The organism is Sulfitobacter sp. CW3, assembly GCF_019392245.1.
Classification (GTDB): domain Bacteria; phylum Pseudomonadota; class Alphaproteobacteria; order Rhodobacterales; family Rhodobacteraceae; genus Sulfitobacter.
Genome location: NZ_JAHXRL010000002.1, coordinates 209987 through 234164 on the forward strand (window position 1 = coordinate 209987; position 24178 = coordinate 234164).

General features: G+C 56.6%; 20 protein-coding genes and 1 tRNA gene. 13 read left to right on the forward strand and 8 right to left on the reverse strand.

Annotated elements, in window-relative coordinates; translation table 11 throughout:
• Window positions 1–23: 23 nt before the first annotated feature.
• The 3 genes from hrpB to KZZ06_RS04400 all read left to right on the forward strand — a co-directional run bounded on the left by hrpB (window position 24) and on the right by KZZ06_RS04400 (window position 5084).
• Window positions 24–2438: an ATP-dependent helicase HrpB gene (gene hrpB, locus KZZ06_RS04390; RefSeq protein ID WP_219578833.1), complete on the forward strand. Its 2415-nt coding sequence runs from the start codon at window positions 24–26 to the stop codon at window positions 2436–2438.
• A 586-nt stretch (window positions 2439–3024) separates the two neighbouring features.
• Window positions 3025–4224: an FAD-binding oxidoreductase gene (locus KZZ06_RS04395; RefSeq protein WP_219578834.1), complete on the forward strand. Its 1200-nt coding sequence runs from the start codon at window positions 3025–3027 to the stop codon at window positions 4222–4224.
• A 20-nt stretch (window positions 4225–4244) separates the two neighbouring features.
• Window positions 4245–5084 carry an NAD(P)-dependent oxidoreductase gene (locus KZZ06_RS04400; RefSeq protein ID WP_219578835.1) on the forward strand — a complete coding sequence of 280 codons (840 nt, stop codon included), beginning with the start codon at window positions 4245–4247 and terminating at the stop codon, window positions 5082–5084.
• Between the two features lie 63 nt (window positions 5085–5147).
• Here KZZ06_RS04400 and KZZ06_RS04405 read toward each other — a convergent pair whose 3' ends face one another.
• The 6 genes from KZZ06_RS04405 to KZZ06_RS04430 all read right to left on the reverse strand — a co-directional run bounded on the left by KZZ06_RS04405 (window position 5148) and on the right by KZZ06_RS04430 (window position 13495).
• On the reverse strand, window positions 5148–6143 hold the full coding sequence (locus KZZ06_RS04405; RefSeq protein ID WP_219578836.1) for an ABC transporter ATP-binding protein: 996 nt from the start codon (window positions 6141–6143) through the stop codon (window positions 5148–5150).
• Complete coding sequence (locus KZZ06_RS04410; protein ID WP_219578837.1) at window positions 6140–7141, reverse strand: ABC transporter ATP-binding protein; 1002 nt, start codon at window positions 7139–7141, stop codon at window positions 6140–6142. The genes KZZ06_RS04405 and KZZ06_RS04410 overlap by 4 nt, the downstream gene beginning before the upstream one ends.
• Window positions 7138–8280 carry an ABC transporter permease gene (locus KZZ06_RS04415; protein WP_219578838.1) on the reverse strand — a complete coding sequence of 381 codons (1143 nt, stop codon included), beginning with the start codon at window positions 8278–8280 and terminating at the stop codon, window positions 7138–7140. The genes KZZ06_RS04410 and KZZ06_RS04415 overlap by 4 nt, the downstream gene beginning before the upstream one ends.
• A gap of 5 nt (window positions 8281–8285) precedes the next feature.
• Window positions 8286–9290 carry an ABC transporter permease gene (locus KZZ06_RS04420; protein ID WP_219578839.1) on the reverse strand — a complete coding sequence of 335 codons (1005 nt, stop codon included), beginning with the start codon at window positions 9288–9290 and terminating at the stop codon, window positions 8286–8288.
• A gap of 107 nt (window positions 9291–9397) precedes the next feature.
• Window positions 9398–11437 (reverse strand): ABC transporter substrate-binding protein, encoded by a 2040-nt coding sequence (locus tag KZZ06_RS04425; RefSeq protein WP_219578840.1) that lies wholly within the window; start codon window positions 11435–11437, stop codon window positions 9398–9400.
• Between the two features lie 516 nt (window positions 11438–11953).
• Window positions 11954–13495 (reverse strand): sulfatase-like hydrolase/transferase, encoded by a 1542-nt coding sequence (locus KZZ06_RS04430; protein WP_219578841.1) that lies wholly within the window; start codon window positions 13493–13495, stop codon window positions 11954–11956.
• A gap of 237 nt (window positions 13496–13732) precedes the next feature.
• Between KZZ06_RS04430 and KZZ06_RS04435 the strand changes: the two genes are divergently transcribed.
• The 3 genes from KZZ06_RS04435 (at window position 13733) to KZZ06_RS04445 (ending at window position 16058) form a co-directional block, all read left to right on the forward strand.
• Complete coding sequence (locus tag KZZ06_RS04435; protein WP_219578842.1) at window positions 13733–14572, forward strand: DMT family transporter; 840 nt, start codon at window positions 13733–13735, stop codon at window positions 14570–14572.
• A gap of 99 nt (window positions 14573–14671) precedes the next feature.
• Window positions 14672–15739: an ACR3 family arsenite efflux transporter gene (arsB, locus tag KZZ06_RS04440; protein WP_219578843.1), complete on the forward strand. Its 1068-nt coding sequence runs from the start codon at window positions 14672–14674 to the stop codon at window positions 15737–15739.
• Window positions 15740–15968: 229 nt separating this feature from the next.
• Window positions 15969–16058 (forward strand) — tRNA-Ser (locus KZZ06_RS04445).
• Window positions 16059–16237: 179 nt separating this feature from the next.
• Here the strand turns inward: KZZ06_RS04445 and ychF are convergent.
• Window positions 16238–17335, reverse strand: coding sequence for a redox-regulated ATPase YchF (gene ychF, locus KZZ06_RS04450; protein WP_219578844.1), 1098 nt, complete (start codon window positions 17333–17335; stop codon window positions 16238–16240).
• A 68-nt stretch (window positions 17336–17403) separates the two neighbouring features.
• Window positions 17404–17586, reverse strand: coding sequence for a hypothetical protein (locus tag KZZ06_RS22465; protein WP_257884205.1), 183 nt, complete (start codon window positions 17584–17586; stop codon window positions 17404–17406).
• A 178-nt stretch (window positions 17587–17764) separates the two neighbouring features.
• Here KZZ06_RS22465 and trpA point away from each other — a divergent pair, with 178 nt between their 5' ends.
• From trpA to KZZ06_RS04485, 7 genes are all read left to right on the forward strand, one after another.
• Window positions 17765–18556 carry a tryptophan synthase subunit alpha gene (gene trpA / locus KZZ06_RS04455; protein ID WP_219578845.1) on the forward strand — a complete coding sequence of 264 codons (792 nt, stop codon included), beginning with the start codon at window positions 17765–17767 and terminating at the stop codon, window positions 18554–18556.
• Window positions 18557–18635: 79 nt separating this feature from the next.
• The gene (locus tag KZZ06_RS04460; protein ID WP_219578846.1) at window positions 18636–19802 is read left to right on the forward strand and encodes an alpha-hydroxy acid oxidase; all 1167 of its coding nucleotides are present in this window, start codon (window positions 18636–18638) and stop codon (window positions 19800–19802) included.
• 226 nt (window positions 19803–20028) lie between these two features.
• Entirely contained in the window at window positions 20029–20676 is a 648-nt protein-coding gene (locus KZZ06_RS04465) for a 50S ribosomal protein L25/general stress protein Ctc (protein ID WP_219578847.1), read from the forward strand.
• Window positions 20677–20794: 118 nt separating this feature from the next.
• Window positions 20795–21508, forward strand: coding sequence for an aminoacyl-tRNA hydrolase (gene pth / locus KZZ06_RS04470; RefSeq protein ID WP_219578848.1), 714 nt, complete (start codon window positions 20795–20797; stop codon window positions 21506–21508).
• Entirely contained in the window at window positions 21505–22539 is a 1035-nt protein-coding gene (locus tag KZZ06_RS04475) for a DUF2332 domain-containing protein (RefSeq protein WP_219578849.1), read from the forward strand. Before pth ends, KZZ06_RS04475 begins: the two co-directional genes overlap by 4 nt.
• A gap of 66 nt (window positions 22540–22605) precedes the next feature.
• The gene (locus KZZ06_RS04480; protein WP_219578850.1) at window positions 22606–23778 is read left to right on the forward strand and encodes a serine hydrolase; all 1173 of its coding nucleotides are present in this window, start codon (window positions 22606–22608) and stop codon (window positions 23776–23778) included.
• On the forward strand, window positions 23778–24155 hold the full coding sequence (locus KZZ06_RS04485; RefSeq protein WP_219578851.1) for a DUF2237 family protein: 378 nt from the start codon (window positions 23778–23780) through the stop codon (window positions 24153–24155). Before KZZ06_RS04480 ends, KZZ06_RS04485 begins: the two co-directional genes overlap by 1 nt.
• Window positions 24156–24178: the final 23 nt, after the last annotated feature.

Consider the following 24178-nt stretch of genomic DNA (forward strand, 5'->3'; position numbering starts at 1 on the left):
GCATTTGTCCCATAAGCTGACGCATGGCCTATGACCTTCCTATTGATGATGTAATGCCGCAGGTGATTGACGCCCTGCGCAGCGCGGGACGTGTCGTTTTGCAGGCCCCGCCCGGTGCCGGTAAAACCACCCGCGTTCCTTTGGCGATGCTCGGCGCGGGCCTGACCACAGGCAAAATCATCATGCTGGAACCCCGCCGCCTTGCCGCGCGGGCCGCCGCCGAACGGATGTCTGCCACCTTGGGGCAGGATGTCGGCCAGACTGTCGGTTTTCGCGTGCGCGGGGCATCGGCCATCAGCGCGCAAACGCGGATCGAGGTGGTCACCGAAGGCATCCTGACCCGCATGTTGCAGCAGGACCCTGATTTGCCCGGTGTCGGTGCCGTCATCTTTGACGAATTCCACGAACGGTCGCTGAACGCCGATCTCGGGCTGGCGCTGTGTCTTGAGGTTGCCGGCGCATTGCGGGACGATCTGTTACTGGTCGCCATGTCTGCCACGTTGGATGCTGGCCCTGTCGCGACCTTGATGGAGGCCCCCATCGTAACGTCGCAAGGGCGCAGCTTTCCCGTGACACCGCATTGGCTGGACCGGCCAACCGGCAAACAACGGTTCGAACAGGCGGTTGCCGATCTGGTGATCCACGCGCTGAACACATCTCCGGGATCGGCGTTGGTGTTCCTACCGGGCGAGGGCGAAATTCGCCGGGTCGAGGCCGCGTTGAAGGACCGCATACCGAAGGACTGCGCGCTTGCCCCGCTGTTCGGCGCGATGGAGTTCAAGGCACAGCGGGCTGCCATTGCACCGGCTGAAACGGGGCGGAAGATCGTTCTGGCGACCTCGATCGCCGAGACCTCATTAACCATCGAAGGAATCCAGATCGTCGTTGATGGCGGCAAGGCGCGGCGTGCCCGTTTTGACCCTGCATCGGGCATGTCACGGCTGGTCACTGACCGCGTCACGCGGGCCGAAGCCACCCAAAGGGCCGGGCGTGCGGGTCGTATCAACGAAGGGGCAGCCTACAAGCTTTGGACGAAGGGTGAGGAAGGTGCATTGGCCGCCTTTCCCCCTGCCGAGATCGAAGTCGGCGATCTGTCATCCTTTGCGCTGGAGCTGGCCATTTGGGGCGCGCAGGCGGCCGACCTGAGTTTCGTCACGCCCCCCCACGAAGGCCGTCTGGCCGAGGCTCAATCCGTGTTGCAGATGCTGGGCGCATTGGATGGCACCGCGCGGATCACCGAACACGGTCGCGCCTTGGCGAAGCTGCCTTTGCACCCCCGACTTGCGCATATGGTCGCCAAAGGCGGGCGCAGCGCGCCGACATTGGCCGCGATCCTGGCAGAGCGTGACCCGTTGCGCGGGGCCCCCGTTGATCTGTCGCTGCGCATGGATGCGGTCGCAGGGAAACGCACATTGGGCGAGGTCAACCACGCCACGCTCGCCCGTATCCGGCAAGAGGCCAAGCGCCTTGCGCGGGGTCAGAAAACCGATGGGCCGGATACATTGGGCGTGCTTGCTGCACTGGCCTATCCCGACCGTGTTGCGTTGCGCCGCAAGGGCGACAGCCCGCGTTTTGTAATGTCGGGCGGCAAGGGTGCGATAATGCCGGATGGCGATCCGATGGCCAGCGAACGGTTGTTGGTGGCGACCGATCTGGATGGCGATCCACGCGAGGCGCGCATCCGTCAGGCCGTGCGCCTGTCTGACGCCGATTTGCGGGCGACCTTCCCCGAACAGATCGGGTGGCATGATGTCTGCATTTGGTCGCGCCGCGAAGGGCGGGTTCTGACGCGGCAACAGGAACGGTTCGGTGCCTTGGTGCTGGATGATCGTGCGTGGTCAGACGCCAGCCGCGATGAAATCGCGCTGGCGATGCTGGACGGTGTGCGGCAGTTGGGGTTGATGCCCGGTAAGGCCGCGAAACTGTTCCTTGCCCGCGCACGCCTGATGGGCAGCGATTTCCCCGATTTCTCGGAGCCGCATCTGATGGAGACCTTGGAGGACTGGCTGCTGCCGCATCTTTCCAATGTCCGCAGCACGGGCGACTGGAAAGGTTTTGATCTGCATCCGGCGCTTTTGGCGCGGCTTTCGTGGGATGAACAACAGATATTGGACAAGGCAGCACCAGCGCATTTCACCACCCCCTTGGGCCGCAAGCTGGCAATTGATTATGACGGCGCACAGCCGCAGATATCGTTGCGCCTGCAAGAGGTGTTTGGCGTCACCCGCCACCCGATGATTGCGGGCCAACCGCTGCAAATTACATTGCTGTCCCCTGCCCAGCGCCCGGTTCAGGTGACCACAGATTTGCCGGGTTTCTGGACGGGATCATACGCCGATGTCCGCAAAGACATGCGCGCCCGATATCCGCGCCACCCGTGGCCCGAAGACCCGCCCCAAGCCGACCCGACGCTCAGGGCGAAACCGCGCGGCACCTAGTTTCAGACGCTGGCATCAAATGTGCTGCCATCAATGTATTGGGAGGTAGGGGCTGCCGGGCACCCTGAACATCAGGATGGCCCGGCAGATACTCGTTAACACGCACTAAGCGCTTACAGGGCATCAACTGATCAACGCGGCAAATCGTTCCATTACACCGCCAAACTCTTTAACTGTTACAACAGCACGACACCGGTTCAATTGGTCGGCACAGACAGTAGGGACGGCAAAACAAAACCTGCCCCTGTGTACGCCACGGCCAATATGCTGCAGTTTGTTTATTCACGCTGTTCAATGACAAAACGTTTCCAGCGCAGAACATTAAACCAATACTTTTATATTCTTTGCGCGATTGCGCTTAACCCCTGTCATCTCACCCCCTGCACGGGCCTGCCGCAGACCGGCAGATGCACAGCGTCTGGGGCAACAGCGCGCTTTTGTTTCGCAGTCAGATAAATTGACCGTGCAACACCAAAAACTTGACTAGTTTCTATTGCGTCTGCCGTCCAAATCGCGTGCATATTTATATCAACTGCACCTGTGCAGGTGAAACGGCGCGATCCGCGCCCAACGAAAGCTGAATGATATGAACAGTTTGCGTGCGTCATATGACGTGGTGATTGTGGGCGGTGCCATGTTTGGGTCGTCACTGGCCTGGTGGTTGACCCAAACGCCGGGGTTTGACGGAACTGTTTTGGTGATTGAGCGCGACCCCAGCTATCAATTCGCATCGACCAGCCACACGAACAGTTGCATCCGCCAGCAGTTCAGTTCGACGATCAACATTCAAGTGTCGCAGTTCGGGGCGCAATTCATCAAAAACTTCCGCACATTTATGGGCGACGATCCAGAGGTGCCGCATCTCGCCCTGCAAAGCTTTGGCTACATGTATCTTGCCGACACACCCGAGTTCGCGCAGACCCTTTTGCGCAACCAGCAAATTCAGATGTCCCTTGGTGCCGGCACCAGACATCTTAGCCGGGATGAAATCGCCGCCGCCTACCCGTTCTACCAGTTGGATGACATTCTGGCCGGCAACCACAACCTGATCGACGAAGGGTATTTCGACGGCGGCACCATGTTTGACTGGTTCAAGCGCAAGGCTAAGCGCGGCGGCGTTGAGTTTATCAACGACGAAGTCGTCGCCATGACAAAGGTCGCTGACGGAAAAACGATTGACGCAGTGGTGCTGAAATCCGGGAACAGTGTGGGTTGCGGTACGGTCGTGAATGCATCTGGGCCACGGGCGATTGCCACCGCCCAGATGGCTGGCATTTCCCTGCCCGTAGAGCCGCGCAAACGCTATACTTTCATCTTTGATGCGGCCGATCCATTGGACCGCGACCTGCCGTTAACCATTGACCCGTCCGGCGTCCATCTACGCAGTGACGGTAAATATTACATGGCAGGCTGCCCGCCAGACGACGACCCAGCCGTCGCATTCGATGATTTCGCCTTTGATCACAGCCTTTGGGAAAACAAGGTCTGGCCAGCAATTGCCACCCGCATTCCCCAGTTTGAACGGATCAAGGTGATCAATGAATGGGTCGGGCACTACGCCTATAATACGCTTGATCAGAATGCGATTTTGGGCCGCCACAGCGAGATCGAAAACTTCATGTTCATGAATGGATTTTCAGGTCATGGCCTGCAACAATCGCCCGCAATCGGGCGCGGGGTTGCCGAACTTATTGCCTATGGCGAATATCGCAGCCTCGATTTGACCCCTTTTGATTATCAGCGGATAGAGAGCAAACGCTCGATGGTCGAACAGGCTATTATTTAACTTAAAGAAGGATACGACAGATGTTGAAGAAATTGGTTTTGACCGGTGCTGCGGGGCGTCTGGGGTCCTATCTGCGCGAACCTTTGTCGAAGATGTGCGAAGAATTGATAAGCACCGATATCGCGGATGACATCGGCACGCTCTACCCCAACGAACGTTTCGCCCAAGCCGACATCGCGGTTTACGACCAAATCGCGCCGCTGCTTGAGGGGGCCGATATGGTGGTGCATTTCGGCGCAATCGTAGACGAAAAACCCTTCGAAGAACTGCTGGGTCCAAATTTTGTCGGCTCCTATAACATCTGGGAGGCCGCCTATCAGCACGGGTTGCAGCGCGTTGTTTATGCGTCGTCGATCCACGCGGTTGGGATGCATAAAAAGGCGGATTTCATTGGCATCGATGCGCCGCACAAGCCCGATACCTTTTACGGGTTGGCCAAGTGTTTCAGCGAAGACCTTGCCAGCATGTATTGGGACAAGCGCGGCCTAGAGGCGGTCTGCCTGCGCATTCTAAGCTGCGCACAGGTCAACAACCCCCGCGCCTTGGGGTCTTGGCTGTCCTATGATGATCTGATCCAGCTTGTTACCCGCGCCATCGACACGCCGTCGGTTGGGTTTAGCGTGGTTTACGGTGTATCAAACAACGACCGCGCGCCAGTTGATAACGCCAAAGCATCGTTTCTGGGATACCGCCCAAAAGACAACGCCGAACAATTCGCCGAGGCCATTCTGGCCGACGCAGCACCGGCTGATCTGACAGACCCCGGCGAAATGTGCCACGGTGGCCCGTTCGCATCCGTCGATCTGGGGCAAAGCGGTGTCGCGTCAATGAACATCGTGAACGATAAAAAGAAGACCTAAAGCAGGTCAGCACCGGTGGTTCGGGGCCGTCTCGGAACCACCGTTTATCTAAATCACAAGCCGCTAGTCGGCGAGTTCCTGCCAACGATGGCAGGCAACCTTGTGTTCGACACCTGCGGCTTCCAACGTTGGTTCCTCCACGCGGCACCGGTCAATCGCAACGGGGCAGCGGGTTTGAAACTTGCAACCCGGTGGCGGGTTGGTGGGCGACGGAATTTCCCCCTCAAGCTTTTGCGCCTTGCCCCGATCATCGGGGTCCAGCGACGGGATCGCGGATAGCAACGCCTTGGTATAAGGATGGCTTGGCCCCGAAAACAGCGTGCGTGTCGGGGCGGTTTCAACGATGCGCCCCAGATACATGACCGCCACATGATCGCAGACATGTGCAACGACGCTTAGGTCATGACTGATGAACAAAAACGTCAGCCCCATGTCCTGCTGGATCGCCTTGAGCAGGTTCAATACATCGGCCTGAATGGACACATCTAACGCGGCGACGCTTTCATCAGCCACGATAAACTTGGGGCCTGATACCAAGGCACGGGCGATGGAAATACGCTGCCGTTGCCCGCCGGAAAACGCATGTGGAAACCGACGTAGGTGTTCGACGTTCAAGCGGCACTTGGCTGCGATTTCGCGGACGCGTTCATCCGTCTCGGCACGGTTCTTGGTCAGGCCCATCACCTCGAGCGGTTCGGCAATGATGTCGCGCACGGTCATCCGCGGGCTTAACGCGGCATAGGGATCTTGAAAAATCAACTGGGCGCGCTTGCGGTAATCTTTCAGTTCTTTCTTGCCCAGCCCTTTCAACGAATATGACACCTCGCCATCGTCGAAAACCACGTCGCCCCGGCTGATCGGTGCGGCGCGCAGCATGGCGCGGCCCAGTGTTGTCTTGCCGGAACCAGACTCGCCCACCAGACCGAAAAAGCTGCCCGGTGCGATGTCGATATCGACGTTTTCGACGGCACCGACATAGGGTTTCGGGCCGATCAGATTACCGCGCAAGGCATAGTGGACCGACAGGCCCTTGGCTGCGATCAAGGGTTTGTTGGTCATGTTGTACCCTCTTTCGGATCATACAGATGGCAGGCGGCAAAGTGATCCGCATCGACGTTATGGAACGCAGGCACCTGTGCGGCGCAGCGCGGGCCGATCACCTCTTGGCAGCGGGTGTGATAAACGCAGCCCGATGGCCGTTCCAACGGCGAAGGGATGTCGCCGGGGATCGGGGTAAGCGGTGCGTCGATGTCATCCAGCGTTGGCAAAGCAGCCAGCAGCCCGCGGGTGTAAGGATGCGCAGGTTTGCGGATCACGTCGCGCACCGTGCCTTGTTCAACCAAGCGGCCCAGATACATCACCGCCACCTTGTCAGCGGTCTGCGCAATCACCCCCAGATCATGGGTGATAAAGATGATGCCCATGCCAAATTCCGACACGAGGTCCTTCATCAGGTCAATAACCTGCGCCTGAATGGTCACGTCCAGCGCCGTTGTGGGTTCATCCGCGATCAGCAGCTTTGGCTTGGTCGACAACGCCATCGCGATCATTGCGCGCTGCCGCATCCCGCCTGACAGCTCGAAAGCATATTGGCCGAAACGCGTGGATGGGTCGGAAATGCCAACACGGTCCAGCATCTCGATTGACACCTCTTTGGCCTGCGCTTTGGAAAAATTCGTGTGGATCAACAGCTGCTCGACCATTTGGCTCCCGATCGAGATCGCAGGTGCAAAGCTCGCCATCGGTTCTTGAAAAATCAACGAGATCGCCCCGCCGCGCACGATTTTCATTTCGCGGTCGGTTTTCAGGGACAACACATCAACCGGGCCATCATCCAGCTGCAATGTGATCTTGCTATCAGGGCCATAGACCGCATTGCCGGGGTTCAGTTTCATCAGCGACTTGGCGGTCACGGATTTACCCGATCCGCTTTCGCCGACCAGCCCCATGACCTCGCCCGCCTCAAGGCTAAAGGACACGTTATCGACAGCCGTGATCCGGCCCTCGTCTGTGTCGAATTGCAGCGTCAGGTTTTCTACGTCAATCAGTCGGCTCATTTCTTGGTATCCCCATAAGGATCAGCCGCATCGCGCAACCCGTCCCCCACAAACACAAATGCCATTACAAGGATGATGAAAAAGATCACTGGAATGAAATACCATTGGTAGTTCAGCAACACATCCGCACTGGTGACGTTTTGCAACATGACGCCCAGCGAATTCACCGGGTCCTTAAGCCCAAGCCCGATAAAGCTGAGCGCGGTTTCCGACAGCACCATATAGGGGAACGAAATGACCAGATCGACGATGATATAGCTGGTGAAACTGGGCAGCAGATGTTTACGGATAACATGCCCGCTGGACGCCCCACACAGCCGCGCGGCCAGTACATATTCCTGATTTCGTTCGGTCAAAATATGCGTCCGCACGCGACGCGCCAATGTGGGCCAGGTGATAAAGCCCAAGATGATCGAGATGAAGAAAAACCTTTCCTCCGCGCTCCATGTGTCGGGGATAAAGGCGGCCAGCGCCATGAACAGCGGGATCGGCGGAATGGTACGCACGGCATCCGTTGCCATTTGAATGACGGAATCCGCCCAGCCCCCATAGAACCCCGATACACCCCCGATCACCAAGGCAAGCACAAAGGCGATCAATACCCCGATGGTGCCCACGGCAAGTGATGTGTTGATGGCATGGAAGGTGCGCGAAAAGATATCCTTGCCTGTTGAATCGGTCCCGAACAGGTGGATGTACCCTTCGTCGACGCCAAACAGGTGGGTGTTGAAGGTCATGAAGAACAGTGAATATTCGGACCCTTCGACGAAGAATTGCACATAGTGCCGTTTGTCTTTGTTGATGGTCGTAACCCATCTGAAATTCGTCTTGATCGATCGCTCACGCTCTAACGCGTAAATGAAGGGACGGAACGAGCATCCGTTGTCGTCACAGAAATGCGGGATCGTCGGTGCGCCGTTCAGATAGTCTTTGTCGCGGCCCGCAATCGTCGGATCGTACGGCGTGAGAAACGGCGCGAATATCCCCGACAGGATTAGCACGACCAAGACCCAAGCCGCGACCATCGCTGCCTTTTGCTTTTTGAAGCGGGTCCAGATCAGCTGCCCTTGGGACGCGGTAAAATAGGCATCTTTGGCGGTTTGGTCGACGGCGGCGTCATAGCTATTGGTATCTGTCATTTTCATTACCCCAATATGCTGCGACGGATGCGCGGATCGACCAAGGCCAATACGATGTCCGTGATAAAGTTGATGGCCACGATGCTGCCCGTCAGGAAAAAGATGATGGCCCCTGCAAGCTGTTGGTCGTTGGATCGCGCCAGTGCCTCGATCAGCAGGGATCCCGCCTCGGTCAGGGTCAGGATCAGGGCCACGATGGGCAGTTCGTTAAAGATGCGGTTCAGGTCGAACCCCAGCGAGTTGATGATCGGGCTCAGCGCGTGACGTGCGGGATAGCGCAGCAACAAACGGCGTCCCGACACTCCGCGCGCTGCGGCGGCGGTGACGTAAAGCTTGCTGATTTCATCCGACATAAGCGCGCGCACCGTCTGGATCGCGAATGCCGTAGCAGACCAGCCCAGAATAAAGACGGGCAACCACGCGTGTTTCAGGAAATCTTTGACCTTGGCAGCGTCCCAAGGTGCGTCGCGGTATTCAGCCGAAAACAGCCCCGTTAAACTGTCGCCAAACATGACCGTTGAAAACAACATGATCATCAGCGCCAGCAGGAAGTTCGGCAATGCCAGACCCAGATAGCTGACCAGACGCAATCCGTTGTTCAGGAACGGGTTGCGTGATGTGGCCGCGATAATCCCCACGGGGATCGCAATAATATAGGCCAAAAGAAGGGAGCTGAGGCAAATGCCGATGGTCAACCAGACTTTCTGACCCAGCAGTTGATTGATGTTCAGACGCAGAATGCAGCTGTCGCCAAATTCGCCTTGGAAGGCGTTGAATAACCAGCCGGTCCAACGCTCCAGAAAGGGGCGATCCAGACCAAGGCGCACGCGCTCTGCCTCGATATCAGCGATCGAGATTTGCGCGCCTTGGCTGTTTTTGAATGCCAGATAGCGTTCTGCACAATCGCCGGGGACCATTTCCATCAGGGAAAACACGATAAACGACACAAGGCACAGCGTGAAAAACGCAAGCACCAAGCGGATGAACGCAAACCTTAAAAATTGCACCATGAATGTCTTTGCCCCGCAGCAGATTACGACCCATTTGGGTTCGCTGTTATAACGGTTGCGGGCCAACAACGCTGGCCCGCACCTCGGTTCATTTCAACAAGCGTTGATTACTCGTCAAAGAACCACTGCGACGGACGGTATGGGTATGTCCGGTAGTAGGCATAAGATGCGGTCTTGAACTCGGGGAAGTTCTTGAGCGAGTTCGAGTGGTAGATCGGCTTTTGCTCTTTCACCGTACCGATGAACAACAGGTTGCCGGTCATTGCCTCGACCAGTTTCAGACCCAAGGCATCGGATTCAGGGGTGCCAACGGGCGTTGCCTGAAACGCTTTGACGTCTTCCATCATCTGCTTGGCATAGGCTGGTGGCTCCACACCGGATGCACCATTTGAATCAACATATTCGCCCCACAGCATCGCCGTGCGCATGTTGAAATAGTTGTCATAGGGCGGGATAAAGATTTCCGCGTTCCCCAAGACAACCGCCAATGGTACCGATTTTTCCCAAAGCGTCACATCCAACTGGTTGGACGATTGCGAGGACCGGTATTCATCCGATGTCACTTCCTTGACCGTGTTGTTGATCCCCACATCGCGCCAGCTTTGGCCGACAAGTTCAACAATCTTGATCGAGATACCTTGCGTTGCGACTTGCAGGTTCAGGATCAAAGGAGCGCCATTTGGCAGTTCGCGCATACCGTCGCCGTCAGTATCGACAACGCCGATTTCATCCAGCAGGGACTTTGCCATTTCAGGATCAAACTGCGCGTAATGCTGTTCCCATTCCGGCGTGACAAAGCCGGGTGTGGGCGAAAACCCGACATATTGCTGTGGTGTACCAAGACCGAACATTGCGACTTCGTTGATCTCGTCGCGGTTCATTGCCACAGACATGGCCTGACGGAACTTCAGATCGCCAAACACCTTGCGTTTTTCCAGATCTTCCGACGTCACGTTGAACGCAAAAGTCGGCATGGTGATGTCTGGCTTCAGATCGACGGTAAAGCCTGATTTCTCTTGGTTTTCCATCAACAGTGGCACGTAGTCGATTTGCAAAGCCTGCGCTTTATAATCGACTTCGCCGTTCACCAGCTTCAGCAAACGCACTTCGCTTTCGCCAACGAAAATCTCGTCCATTTCGTTGATATAGGGCAGTTGCTGGCCGGCTGTATCGACCATGTAATAATAGGGGTTCGCAACAAATTGACGGCCCTCGGTCGTCTCGGAAATCACGATGTGGCTTTCCAATGTCGGTGCGGCATCCAGCGGCAGGTTCGCAACCTTGTCAGGATGTGCCAGCATCGGGGTTGGCGTGTCCATCCAGTCAGAGCTGCCGTAATACGCCTTGATCAGGTCATAGCCGCCCTCAAACCCAAGCGATTGCGCAAGCGTGTCGGCATCAGGGTTGATGTCAGGGTGATACTGGCCAAGGAAATGCTTGGGCTGGAAACCTTGGGCATAGTGGTTCGCGAAATGTGCCAGAAAGCCGGGCTTGGGCGATGGCATGGTGAACCGCACTGTCAGCGGGTCCAGAACCTCGACCTTCATCGGTTCGCCACCGGCCAGAACATAATCCTTGGGGCTTTCGATCACGTTGGAATCAAGCGCAAGGTTCTCGTACCAGAACGCAACATCCTCGGCACCAAAGGGTTCACCGTCGGACCATTTATGGCCTGCACGCAACACGAAGGTCAGCTGCGTGAAATCATCATTCCATGACCAGCTTTTGGCGACGTTGGGCACAATCGTAGTCAGGTCATCGGCATAACGCACCAGATTGACGTGGCGCACCGACATAAAGTCTGACGTACCTGCCTCGGTCGCGTTGGACAGGGCGTTGAACATCCCGCCATAGCTGCCGATCATGTCATAGGGGGCGACGACCAGAGGTTCGGAAGGCAAACGGTCGGCCAACGCAGGCATATCGGGGTTACCACGGATATGGCCATTCAGCGCGGCGATATCGGGGTTTTCGGACATCTCAAGCGTGCAATCGGCCAAGCCTTGAAATTCGGCCAGCTCGTATTGCTGGGGGAACGCGCCGGCGGCGACTCCCATCGGATCGGATACGGTGACAGCCGGACAGGCCGCCATCGCAGCGCCAGCAACAAACGTCATCGCTGCACTGGATAATAGTACCTTCTTCATTCGTCTCTCCTTGTTGGTGGTGATATGCGTATCCTTTGTCGGACCGCTGGGCTTTGTGCCCTTATGTATCGGAAATGCGTTTCTCGCATTTTGTCAGTTTTATTGCTTGAATGTAAAAACCGTGCGACACGGCCCCTCTGCGACGCACCCGGTTTCTGGGCATCGATCAAAGATATTTTCCAAGATTGAAAGAAATGCCCGCGAATTACGCATTAACGGCGTAAAACAAAGCAACTTTCGGGACAGGAAGGCACGCCAAAACGTTTGGCCATGGCACAGCACGGCTATCGTAAACTTTTCAAACGGCGCATTGGTCGGTGCCTTTTTTAGAAGCGCGCACAATGTTTTTGACATGAAACAACCCCAGCAGATGGCCAAGCGTGCGGTTTTTCCAAGCAACCTGTCAACAGTTTCGACTCATGTCGCTGTGCCATCAAAGCCGGAAAGGGAATCGATCACGCGGCTGCAATTCGTCCGCGCATAGTTACCGACCGAGGTGCAGATGCCCTTGCGACGTTACTTGTTTTTATATCGTTTCTGTACGCGCGGCCCTGCGTTCGTGATGGTGGCCAGCGACAACGTATGATCCATATTTTTCATGCGATGCTGCAACATCATGCGGGTCAACCGGTACAGGTCACTGGCAAATTCAGGTCGATGGGCAACGTTTTCGGCCTCTCCCCGACCGTGGTGGTCATACAGGATCGGGGGCAAATCGGCGGCAAACATAACAAGGGTAAATCGGTCTTCGCGCAGAATCGACAAAGATGAATCGCTGGGGCCTGTCCCCAGACTTTGCTCCCAAAGGGTCGGGTCTTCGGGCTCTGAAAAATCAAGCTCGGAAAACGAGTAGCGACGCCAATCATCTGGGGTCTGGCCCGCCAAAAGCGGCAGCAGCGACCGTCCGTCGATCGCATTGGGGATGTCTTGGCCCACCCAATCCAGAATGGTTGGCGTGATGTCGATGGTTTCGACCGGCGTCGTCACCACCGCCCCGGCGCGATCCGCGTTACCCGGCTGACGTATGATCAACGGCGTATGAAAGGCCCCGTCATGAGGGGTGAACTTGCTCCAACAGTGGCGGTCGCCCAGCATCTCTCCGTGGTCGGCGGTGACGATCAGCAAGGTGTCATCATATTGGCCGCTGTCTTTTAGAAATTGCACCACCCGTCCGATATGCGCGTCCACTTCGGTAATCAGCCCGAAATACACGGCGCGCAGCGTTTGGATATTATCGTCAGAGGGTTCCAGATCGGGAAACCCGACAACATTCCCCGCCGGAGTTTTTTGCGCAATCGTAGGCCCGAAAAACGGGTGCTGCGCGATCTCGGTGACAGGATCAGCGTGGCGGTCGGGCAGCGGTATACTGCTGGGGGCGTACATGTCATTATAGGGTGCGGGGGCCACGAGCGGTGGATGGGGCCGGATATAGGTCAGATGCGCGAACCAATCCTGATCATGGTACGCTGGCATCGTCGCAAGGAACCGGTCCGTCAGAAACGCCGTATCGCTGTCGGTGCAATCATAAAGCGCAGGGTCGTTGACCTTTGGTGCCTCGCCCGTTGGTGAAACGGGCCTAAAAACATCTTGGTAGGTTTCGAAGTGATAGCCCTTGTCCATCAAATGCGACCGCCATGGATAGGACATTTCAAACCGCATTTCCACGGCTTCCTGAAACCCGTTCATCGGGTATTCATAGCTGTGCATCGCCGGATCATCGGGCGGGAATACGCGCGGATCCTGAGTCGTGTCCGTATAGCCGAACAGCAGCGGCATATAGCCCGATTTTCGCATTTCAGTTGCGACATTGGGCACATCATGGCGCAGCGGGGTGCCATTGCGTACCGACCGGTGGTTCATCGAATATTGCCCCGTCAGCAAGGATGCCCGCGACGGGCCGCAAGGTGACACGACCGAAAAATGACGTTCAAAGGTTACCGCATCCGCCATCAACGCACGCAGATTTGGAATATCGATATGATCTGCCAAAGCACCAAACACGCAATCGGCCCGTAATTGATCAATGACGATAAACAGAACGTTCTTGCTGCGGCCCATTATGCTGCCCTCTTGATGCGGTCCCCCTATCTAGCCTCAGAAACGCCACCACTGGAAAGAGCTTTAATCAAAAAACGTTTTGCTGGCACCGGTTGCACCATTTAAGGCCCGGCTTGCCAATTTGGTTTTTTGTGTAAATGCTTGTGACAGGGTGCGCATTGCACTGTTCGATTTCAGCAGTTTTGCCCCTGAAAGCAAAGCCGCCTGTGCGCTGAATTGGATTTCCGAAAGGCCCGTATGTCGCCGTTCATTATTGCAATTATCCTTTCGGCGGCCCTGCTGCATGCGATCTGGAATGCCATTGTAAAAACGGCTGCCGACAGAACAACGACCCTCGGGCTTGTCGCCTTGGGGCAGGTGCTGCCGGGTTTGGTCATGATCATCTGGTTGCCGCTGCCAAGCATGCAAAGTGCGCCCTATATTATGATCTCAACGATTGTTCATTTCGGATATTACTACCTGCTGGGGCGTGCCTATCAGCATGGTGATTTAAGCGTGGTTTACCCGATTGCGCGCGGCATCGTACCCGCACTTGTGTCCCTTTGGGCGTTCATTTTGTTGGGCGAAGCTCTGTCGCTAAGGGTTTGGATCGGGATCGGGCTGATCACCACCGGCATTATCCTAAGCAACTGGGGCGCGCTAAGATCGGGGATCGGCAAGACGGCACTGCTGCTGTCGCTGGGAACCGGATTTTTCATATCCATCTATTCGCTGGTGGACGGTGTCGGCGTTCGCCTTTCGGGCAACACGCTCAGCTATTGGGCATGGGGCGCGTTTTTGCACATTTTCATTGCGGGCTTTATCGGCTGGCGCAAGCGCAGCACCTTATCGCGACTGCCATTGAACGTTTGGCTGGTGGGGATCGCAGGCGGCATGGTGTCAATCATCGCCTATGGCTTGGTGCTTTATGCCAAAAACTTTGCGCCATTGGGGGCTGTTTCAGCCCTGCGCGAAACATCCGTCATCTTTGCGACGCTCATTGGCTTTATCCTCCTGAAAGAGGGCAATTGGAAACGGCGCTTGGGCGCTTCTGTTCTGATGACGATCGGGATTATCATCATCGGGCTAAACGCTTAGCGGGTTTGCGAATTTGACGGGATGACCCGTCACCGCGCCTTTGCTAGGCTCCGCCAAATCACCCCCTATCTTCACCACCCTAAATCCCGAAAGCTTTATATGACCGACACATCATCTACCGCGGCGGCGGGCCTTGGCACCTTTGAACGCTGGCTTTCGGTGTGGGTGGCGCTTGCCATTGGGGCCGGGCTGCTTTTGGGGAATCTCTTCCCCGGTGTCTTTGCTGCCCTTGCCGCGCTCGAAATCGCATCGGTGAACCTGCCTGTCGCGGTGCTGATCTGGGCGATGGTTTACCCGATGATGGTTGGCGTCGATTTCGGTGCCCTGCGGCAGGCGGGCAACAAGCCCAAGGGGCTGATCGTCACACTGGTGGTAAACTGGTTGATCAAACCGTTCACAATGGCAGCCCTTGGGGTTCTGTTTTTCGAACATGTCTTTGCCAGCCTGATCCCCGCAGATGATGCCCAAGCCTATCTGGCCGGGGTGATCTTGTTGGGAGCCGCCCCCTGCACAGCAATGGTGTTCGTGTGGTCAAACCTAACACGCGGAGACGCCACCTATACCCTGGTCCAAGTCAGCGTGAATGATGTGGTCATGGTGTTTGCCTTTGCCCCAATCGTGGCATTCCTGCTGGGCGTGACAGACATCGTTGTGCCTTGGGATACATTGCTGCTCTCTGTCGGGCTTTATGTGATGCTGCCCCTGCTGGCTGGGTACCTGACACGCAACCGGCTTGTCGCCCAAGGTGGCGAGGCGGCGGTAGATGCGTTTAAATCACGGGTTCAGCCGTTTTCGATCATCGCTCTACTGGTCACAGTTGTGCTGCTTTTTGGTTTTCAGGGCGAAGTCATTCTGGACCGTCCGCTCGTTATCGTGCTGATCGCCATTCCCCTGCTGATCCAGTCCTATGGCATCTTCTTTCTGGCCTATGGGGCAGCACGGGCATGGGGGATTCCCTTTAACGTCGCGGCACCATGTGCGCTGATTGGCACTTCGAACTTCTTTGAGCTGGCCGTCGCCGTGGCAATCAGCCTGTTCGGCCTTGGGTCTGGCGCGGCACTTGCAACTGTTGTCGGCGTGTTGGTCGAGGTCCCTGTGATGCTGTCGCTTGTCGCCTTTGCGAACCGAACCCAGCATTGGTTTCCCAAAGATAACGCGCCCTCTTAGCTGTGGTCATGCCTTGCATATCCTGCGCGATGGACCCGCGGGCACAAGGCTCGATCCCACCAGATTGAACATATCCATAACCCTATGGCAAATCCCCACCCCTGCCGCCCGCGATACAATGCCCCTTTCCGCTGCGAAAATGCCCATCAAAGGCCGCTGGAAAGGACTGATTGAATTTGTTCGCTTTTGGCTCTTGCCCCCTTGGGAACCTATCGCTAAACGGGTCAGCGGAGACGTGGCCGAGTGGTCGAAGGCGCTCCCCTGCTAAGGGAGTAGGCCCGGAAGGGTCTCGAGGGTTCGAATCCCTTCGTCTCCGCCATACACCTTTCACTCAGTGCGCCTATGTTGATCATTTACGGGTGATCAGCGCGTGACGTTGGTGGTTTTAAGCAAGCGGCTATTGGAAAGGTTTCTGACACCTCTCCAAGTGACAAAACTCCTATCAGACCTGCAAGAACAGACGGCCATGGCAAGCGCCCGCAGGCGCTTGCGTTTAGTTTAGGTGTTGAACAAGAAATGCAGGACGTCGCCGTCCTTAACCGTGTACGCCTTGCCTTCTGCGCGCATTTTCCCGGCTTCTTTTGCGGGGCCTTCGCCGCCAAGATTGACAAAATCGTCATAGGCAATGGTTTCGGCGCGGATGAAGCCTTTTTCGAAATCACCGTGGATCACGCCTGCGGCTTTGGGGGCGGATGTGCCTTGCTTGATCGTCCATGCGCGGGCCTCTTTCGGGCCTACGGTGAAATAGGTTTCGAGGTGCAGCAATTCATAACCTGCACGGATCAACCGATCGAGGCCGGCCTCGTCCAGACCCATTTCGGTCAGGAACATCTCTGCCTCATCGGCTTCGAGCTGGCTGATTTCTTCTTCGATCTGAGCCGAGATAATAACAGCCGAGTTCCCTTGCGCAGCGGCCATTTCAGCGACTTTCGCAGACAGCGCATTGCCTTCTGCGGCCTCGGATTCGCCGACGTTGCAGACATAAAGAACGGGCTTGGTGGTCAGCAATTGCAACATGCGCCATGCTTTGGCGTCGTCTTCGTCGACTTTGATGGTGCGGGCGGGTTTGCCGTCTTCAATGGCGGCTTGGGCCAGCGCCAACAGACGGTCTTGCTGAGCGGCATCTTTGTCGTTGCCCTTGATTTTGCGAACCAGGCCTGCGCGGCGTTTCTCAATGCTCTCGAGGTCGGCAAGCATCAGTTCGGTATCGATTGTCTCGGCGTCGGCAACGGGGTCAACGCGGCCTTCAACATGGGTCACATCGCCGTCTTCAAAGCAGCGCAGCACGTGCGCAATCGCATCTGTTTCACGGATGTTGGCAAGGAACTGGTTGCCCAAACCTTCGCCCTTGGATGCGCCTTTGACGAGGCCCGCAATATCAACAAAGGTCATGCGTGTGGGGATGATCTGCTTGGACCCGGCAATCTCGGCCAGCTTATCAAGACGGGCGTCAGGAACGGCCACCTCGCCCACGTTAGGTTCGATCGTGCAAAACGGAAAGTTCGCCGCCTGCGCTGCCGCTGTGCGTGTCAGCGCATTGAACAGGGTCGATTTGCCGACGTTCGGCAGACCCACGATACCCATTTTGAAACCCATGACATCCATCCTTTATAACTTGGCGTTGTCCTAGGGTTTTGCCGGGGTTTGCGCAAGTCTTAGCGATGTCAGGGATGGTTTCGCGTTTGGTAAATTAAGATCCACGCGAGAATGATAAACATCGGGTGGGTCAAGCCGCCGGAAAAAATAATCGCGGGGATCCAGATCAACAACACGATGATAGCCGTGAAAATACGGCCTGTCAGCAGGACTGAAAGCGGCGGGAGCAACAAGGCGAGTACATAATTCATAGCTTATAAATAGGGTCCGCCCCCCGAATTTAAAGGAGCCGCCAGATGCGGCGACGAAAAATTCAAATTTATCGGACCGGAATTTTGGAAAATTCCGCCGCACGACAGTGATGTGTTGCATTGATTTCTGTCGTTATATTCGGCATTGCAACGGAACCACCTAACAAGGGCTGCACCAATGACACGCATCGACGCCAAATTCGCTGATCTGAAATCGCAGGGCAAAAAGGCATTTGTGTCTTATGTCATGGCTGGCGATCCTGATTTTGACACGTCGCTGGAAATCGTGCGCGGCCTGCCCGCCGCTGGTGTCGACATCATCGAACTGGGCCTGCCCTTCACTGATCCTATGGCCGATGGCCCTGCCATCCAGCTTGCCGGTCAGCGCGCCCTTGAAGGCGGGATGACCCTGGACAAGACCCTTGCCCTTGCCGCCGCCTTTCGCGAGCAGGATGACACCACGCCGATTGTTTTGATGGGCTACTACAACCCGATCTATTCCAAAGGCGTCGATAAATTTCTGATTGCCGCCAAGGCCGCAGGAGTCGACGGGTTGATCGTGGTTGATCTGCCGCCAGAGGAAGACGCCGAACTGTGCATTCCAGCCCAAGCCGCCGGTCTGAATTTTATCCGCCTTGCAACACCAACCACCGACGACAAGCGCCTGCCGCGGGTTGTGCAGAACACATCGGGCTTTGTGTATTACGTCTCGATCACAGGGATCACCGGCTCTGCCGAGGCCGAAGCCAGCGATGTCGCCCCCGAAGTTGTGCGCATTCAAAAGGCCAGCGGGTTGCCCGTGATCGTGGGCTTTGGTGTGAACACCCCCGAAAAATCCGAAGCCATTGCAGCGGTTGCAGACGGTTGTGTTGTCGGATCTGCGATTGTGTCCAAGATTGCGGGCGGCGCATCGGTGAAAGACGTGCTTGCCTTTGTTAAGACGCTTTCGGACGGCGCGCACCGCGCCTGAGATTGACGCTGCGCAAAGCGATTGATTTCGCAGGCATCTATTGGTTAGGTAACCTGACCAATAGATAGGATGCCCGCCGATGCCCGTGATCACGACGATACAAGACCTCAAGCGCCTGCATGAACGCCGCGTGCCACGCATGTTCTATGATTACGCCGAATCGGGCAGCTGGACGGAACAGACATTCCGCGAAAACACATCCGACTTTGACCAGATTCGCCTGCGCCAACGCGTTGCCGTCGACATGAGCGGCCGGACAACCAAAACCCAGATGATCGGCCAAGATGTGGCAATGCCTGTGGCCCTTGCCCCTGTCGGGCTGACCGGCATGCAACACGCCGACGGAGAGATCAAAGCCGCCCGCGCAGCCGAAGCGTTCGGTGTGCCCTTTACCCTCTCCACCATGTCGATCAATTCGATTGAAGATGTGGCCGAGGCGACGACCAAACCTTTCTGGTTTCAGCTTTATACCATGCGCGACGAAGATTATGTGGCGCGTCTGATCCAGCGGGCAAAGGATGCGAAATGTTCGGCGCTGGTGATCACGCTTGATCTGCAGATTCTGGGCCAGCGCCACAAGGATTTGAAAAACGGCCTGTCCGCCCCGCCCAAACTGACCGCGAAAACCATCGCAAACCTAGCGACCAAATGGTCGTGGGGGATCGAGATGCTGGGCGCGAAACGCCGGACCTTTGGCAATATTGTCGGGCACGTGAAAGACGTCGAAGACACCGCCAACCTTGGCGCTTGGACTGCTGAACAGTTTGACCCCACGCTTGATTGGGGCAAAATCGCCAAGCTGAAAGAGCAATGGGGCGGCAAGGTGATCCTGAAGGGAATTCTGGATGCCGAGGACGCAAAAATGGCGCTCAAGGTCGGCGCTGATGCGATCATCGTCAGCAACCACGGCGGGCGTCAGTTGGACGGTGCCATCAGTTCGATCCGGGCCCTGCCCTCGATCCTTGATGCTGTTGGCGATCAGGTCGAAGTGCATCTGGACAGTGGAATCAGGTCGGGTCAGGACGTTTTGAAAGCAATGGCGATGGGGGCCAAAGGCACCTATATCGGCCGCGCGTTCATCTATGGTCTGGGCGCAATGGGCCAAAAGGGTGTCACCACCGCCCTAGAGGTGATCCACAAGGAGCTGGATCTGACCATGGCGCTTTGCGGCGAAACCTCGGTCGAGGCTTTGGGCAAACATAACCTGCTGATCCCAAAGAATTTCGAGGGTGACTGGCAAGGCTGATCAAGGTCTTTTGACCCGGTCCAGCCTCCTTGTGCGCCCTTGCACGTATAATGCGGCGTCTGAATTTTCCGACGCCGCAAACGAACCCTTGGCCAGTAAGCTGCGCGCCTGCGGGCAAAGCGGGGCTTTTTAGCCTTTTCACAGCGGCCAATCCCGTCTATACGCGCGGCTTCACGCGGACATACAGCCTTGGAGGATGTCCGCCCTAAACATATTGGAGAATAACATGGCTGGAGAGATTCCTGATCTTGAAGCTTTCGAACGGACGGGGACAGGCAAGGGCGCCGCTCGTCAGGCACGTCGCGACGGTATGGTACCGGGCATCGTGTTTGGCGGTGACGTTGATCCACTGCCAATCAACCTGGACTTTAACAAGCTGCTGACCAAGCTGCGCGCCGGTCGTTTTAAGGCCACGCTTTTCAACATGAAAGTCGAAGGCCACGACGACGTTCGTGTGATCTGCCGCGACGTTCAGCGTCACGTTGTTAAAGACTTGCCAACGCACGTCGACTTCATGCGTCTCAAGCGCACCACCAAAATCAACCTGTACATCCAGGTTGAGGTTTCGGGCGAAGAAGAATGCCCAGGCCTGCGCAAAGGTGGCGTTCTGACGTTGGTTCGTCCCGAAGTTGAACTGGTTGTGACCGCAGGCGATATTCCTGATCACATCACAGTCGACATTTCCGGTCTGGAAATCGGTGATAGCGCAACAATCGCAAACGTTGTTCTGCCTAAGGGTTCCAAGCCGGTCATCGACCGTGACTTCGTGATCGCTCAGGTATCTGCGCCTTCCGGTCTTGCCAGCCAAGACGACGAAGATGAAGAAGACGTTGCAGCAGACGAAGTGCCAGCAACAGAAGTCAAAGAAGACTGATAAAAACGGACAACCTTACGCAAGTTTGGTTGAGACGATACGGGGTCGCCATGGGTGGCCCCGTATTTCGTTTGTCGCATCCGTTTGATATGTTAACGCAAATCATGGGGTATAGCATATGAAACTGATCGTAGGGCTTGGCAATCCGGGTGCGAAATACGCCCGAAACCGCCATAATATCGGCTTTATGGCGCTGGACCGCATCGCCGAAGATCACGGCTTCTCTCCGTGGAAAACCAAGCATCAAGGGCTGGTCAGCGAAGGCAGGTTCGGATCCGAGCGGGCCGTTTTGCTAAAACCCGAGACATTCATGAACCTGTCCGGCCAATCCGTTCAGGCCGCGATGCGGTTTTACAAGATCAATCCCGCAGATGTCATTGTGCTGCACGACGAGATCGACCTCGCCCCCGCCAAGGTCAAATGCAAAACCGGTGGCGGTCATGCCGGTCACAACGGTCTGCGGTCAATCCATGCGCATATCGGCCCGGACTATGACCGTGTGCGTCTTGGCGTCGGTCACCCCGGTCACAAGGACGCCGTGCCGGGCTATGTCCTGCGCGATTTCGCCAAGGCCGATGAAAACTGGCTGGATGATGTGTTGCGCGGCATCAGTGATGGTGCCCCCGAACTGGCCCGTGGGAATACATCGAAATTCATGAACGCCGTGGCGATGCGTGTATCCCCGCCAAGGTCCGGCACGGGCACCAAAAAGCCTGCTAAACCAGCCACCTCTGAAAAGCCACCAGAGCAGCCAAAACCCCAATCACCCACCCCCGCATCAGAGCCGGACACCCGTTCATCGCTGCAAAAACTAATGGAGCGCTTTAAATGACATTGAAACAAGCTTTCGAGGATCAGGCAGGCCACTGTGTCGGAATGGGTTCTCCGTTTATGGGGCAACTGATGAACGTGCTCGCGCGGGATTGGCCAACCGACAGCACGCTTGGCCAGAAATTTGCCAGCGTAACGGGCGATGTCGGGCCAATGGGGGCCTCCCTGCCGTTGCGCATTGCAGGTGGGTTACATGCGCTGGTGCTGAACCGGAAATCGCCCGAACTGGCAAAAGTGTACCCACCAAACAGCGCGTCGGATGCCGAGCTGTCTGCCGCCGTGCTCGACGCACTTACCGCGCATGAAACGTTTCTAATGGCATGGACCGACCATGCGCCCCAAACGAACGAAGTACGCAGGTCAGCGGCCCTGATCGCAGGCGCGCGCGTGGCCGTGAAGCATTTCAATCTACCGATCCACCTGTCCGAACTGGGTGCCAGCGGCGGCCTCAATCTGATGTGGGACCACTTTGCGCTTGAGATCGACGGCCACCATTTAGGCCCCAACATGTCAACAATCCTGCTGTCACCCGACTGGACCGGGCCCCTGCCCCCGTCCGTACAGCCGCAGATTGAAAAGCGGCGCGGCGTGGATTTGAACCCGTTGGACCCCACGCGCCCGGATCATCTTATGCGGCTGATGGCGTATCTTTGGGCTGACCAGCCCCATAGGTTAAGCCTGACCCGCTCTGCCGCGTCCGTACTGGATGCAAAGGTGCAGCAAGGGGACGCAATCGATTGGCTGGAAAAACAGCTGCCAAAGCAGCCCCAAGGCTGTCTGCACCTGATCCAGCACACCGTCGCATGGCAGTATTTTCCACAAGACGCACAGGCCCGTGGCAAAGCATTGATCGAGGCCGCAGGCAAACGCGCCACCCCCAATCGCCCCCTCGCGTGGCTGTCGATGGAAAACGACGGCGCGAACACCAAAGGGGCCGCGCTGACATTGCGCCTGTGGCCCGGCGATATCACGCTGAACCTTGGGCGCGCCGATTTCCATGGCCGCTGGATCGACTGGCAGTACACAGGCTGACCTCAAGTTGCACTGGCAAGCGCGTGGCCGCTGTGGTTGGATACCTAAAAGATAGGGGGATTCATCATGCGGACATTCGGAAAATGGCTTGGGCGAATTTTACTGGCACTGGTACTGGCAGCCGTCGTCGTTGGCTTTTGGAAGCGGGATGAGATCACGCGCCTGCTGGCCGTGAATTCGTTGTTCTCCGAAGACAAGATCGTCTCTAACTTTAGCCATATGGATCGGGCCTTTCTGTCCACCCCTATTTCGCGGGGCACCGGACCGACGACCGAATTGGCATATGGTGCCGAGTTCACCTTGCCGCCGCAGGTTGATGACTGGATTGCCGCACGCGATGTAACTTCGCTGGTTGTGCTGAAAGACGGCAAAGTCGTTTACGAAAACTATTTCAAAGGCACCGCGCCCGATGATCGCCGGATCAGTTGGTCTGTCGCCAAAAGCTATCTGTCCGCCCTGATCGGCATCTTGCTTGACGAAGGCCAGATTGCATCGCTGGATGATCAGGTCACCCAATATGCGCCGGTCTTGCTGGGCACTGCTTATGACGGGGCCACGATCCGCAACGTGTTGAACATGGCCAGTGGCGTCACCTTTGACGAAGATTATCTGGACAAGAATTCGGACATCAACCGCATGGGCCGCGTTATCGCCCTTGGTGGCGAACTGGACACCTTTGCAGCATCGCTCAAGGACAGCTTTGCCGCGCCGGGGGTCCAGTGGCAATATGTGTCCATCGATACGCATGTGATCAGCATGGTCATCCGCGGCGCGACAAACCGCACCATCCCCGATCTGCTAAGCGAGAAAATCATCGCCCCCATGGGGCTTGAACGGGAACCCTATTATCTGACCGACGGATCAGGCGTTGCCTTTGTGCTGGGCGGTCTGAACCTGACCACCCGCGATTATGCACGCATGGGACAGATGTTTTTGCAAAACGGAATGTATAACGGCCAGCAGATCGTGCCTGCTGAATGGGTTACCGCATCAACTGCGCCCACCGCCCCAACTGAACCGGGTGCCATCGGCTATGGCTATCAATGGTGGGTTCCCAAAGGGGCCGCAGAGGGTGAATTCATGGCGCGCGGCGTGTATGGGCAATACATCTATATCAATCAGGCGGATGGCGTTGTGATCGCCACAAACGCCGCCGACCGGAAATTCCGAAACCCCGGTGTTGCAGACCAAAATGTTGATACATTTCGATTGATCAGCGCGACATTGGGGGGGCAGTGATGAAACCTGATACCAGCGTTAACGTCTTGGGTGGTGCGCTTTCGATCTGTGGCACCGATCCCCTGACAGGCTATTTCCGCGACGGGATGTGCAACACCTGTGACGCGGATCAGGGCAGTCATACAGTGTGCGCTGTGATGACCGCCGAATTCCTCGCCTTTTCCAAATATGTCGGCAACGACCTCAGCACGTCACGGCCCGAATTCGGCTTTGTCGGTTTGAAAGCGGGCGATCCGTGGTGCCTGTGCGCGGCGCGTTTTCTGCAAGCCGCCGAAGAGGGCTGCGGGCCGCAGGTGCATCTGGAAGCGACGCATAAACGCGCGTTGGAGATTGTGCCGCTAGAGATACTCCAGCGTCACGCGATCATAACCAATTAGGCGGCTGCTAGGACGCAAATAAA

Excerpts from the sequence above, each read along its gene's own strand:
- hrpB (WP_219578833.1), top strand. The coding sequence starts at position 24 with ATGGCCTATGACCTTCCTATTGATGATGTAATGCCGCAGGTGATTGAC.
- KZZ06_RS04395 (WP_219578834.1), top strand. The coding sequence starts at position 3,025 with ATGAACAGTTTGCGTGCGTCATATGACGTGGTGATTGTGGGCGGTGCC.
- KZZ06_RS04400 (WP_219578835.1), top strand. The coding sequence starts at position 4,245 with ATGTTGAAGAAATTGGTTTTGACCGGTGCTGCGGGGCGTCTGGGGTCC.
- KZZ06_RS04405 (WP_219578836.1), bottom strand. The coding sequence starts at position 6,143 with ATGACCAACAAACCCTTGATCGCAGCCAAGGGCCTGTCGGTCCACTAT.
- KZZ06_RS04410 (WP_219578837.1), bottom strand. The coding sequence starts at position 7,141 with ATGAGCCGACTGATTGACGTAGAAAACCTGACGCTGCAATTCGACACA.
- KZZ06_RS04415 (WP_219578838.1), bottom strand. The coding sequence starts at position 8,280 with ATGACAGATACCAATAGCTATGACGCCGCCGTCGACCAAACCGCCAAA.
- KZZ06_RS04420 (WP_219578839.1), bottom strand. The coding sequence starts at position 9,290 with ATGGTGCAATTTTTAAGGTTTGCGTTCATCCGCTTGGTGCTTGCGTTT.
- KZZ06_RS04425 (WP_219578840.1), bottom strand. The coding sequence starts at position 11,437 with ATGAAGAAGGTACTATTATCCAGTGCAGCGATGACGTTTGTTGCTGGC.
- KZZ06_RS04430 (WP_219578841.1), bottom strand. The coding sequence starts at position 13,495 with ATGGGCCGCAGCAAGAACGTTCTGTTTATCGTCATTGATCAATTACGG.
- KZZ06_RS04435 (WP_219578842.1), top strand. The coding sequence starts at position 13,733 with ATGTCGCCGTTCATTATTGCAATTATCCTTTCGGCGGCCCTGCTGCAT.
- arsB (WP_219578843.1), top strand. The coding sequence starts at position 14,672 with ATGACCGACACATCATCTACCGCGGCGGCGGGCCTTGGCACCTTTGAA.
- ychF (WP_219578844.1), bottom strand. The coding sequence starts at position 17,335 with ATGGGTTTCAAAATGGGTATCGTGGGTCTGCCGAACGTCGGCAAATCG.
- KZZ06_RS22465 (WP_257884205.1), bottom strand. The coding sequence starts at position 17,586 with ATGAATTATGTACTCGCCTTGTTGCTCCCGCCGCTTTCAGTCCTGCTG.
- trpA (WP_219578845.1), top strand. The coding sequence starts at position 17,765 with ATGACACGCATCGACGCCAAATTCGCTGATCTGAAATCGCAGGGCAAA.
- KZZ06_RS04460 (WP_219578846.1), top strand. The coding sequence starts at position 18,636 with ATGCCCGTGATCACGACGATACAAGACCTCAAGCGCCTGCATGAACGC.
- KZZ06_RS04465 (WP_219578847.1), top strand. The coding sequence starts at position 20,029 with ATGGCTGGAGAGATTCCTGATCTTGAAGCTTTCGAACGGACGGGGACA.
- pth (WP_219578848.1), top strand. The coding sequence starts at position 20,795 with ATGAAACTGATCGTAGGGCTTGGCAATCCGGGTGCGAAATACGCCCGA.
- KZZ06_RS04475 (WP_219578849.1), top strand. The coding sequence starts at position 21,505 with ATGACATTGAAACAAGCTTTCGAGGATCAGGCAGGCCACTGTGTCGGA.
- KZZ06_RS04480 (WP_219578850.1), top strand. The coding sequence starts at position 22,606 with ATGCGGACATTCGGAAAATGGCTTGGGCGAATTTTACTGGCACTGGTA.
- KZZ06_RS04485 (WP_219578851.1), top strand. The coding sequence starts at position 23,778 with ATGAAACCTGATACCAGCGTTAACGTCTTGGGTGGTGCGCTTTCGATC.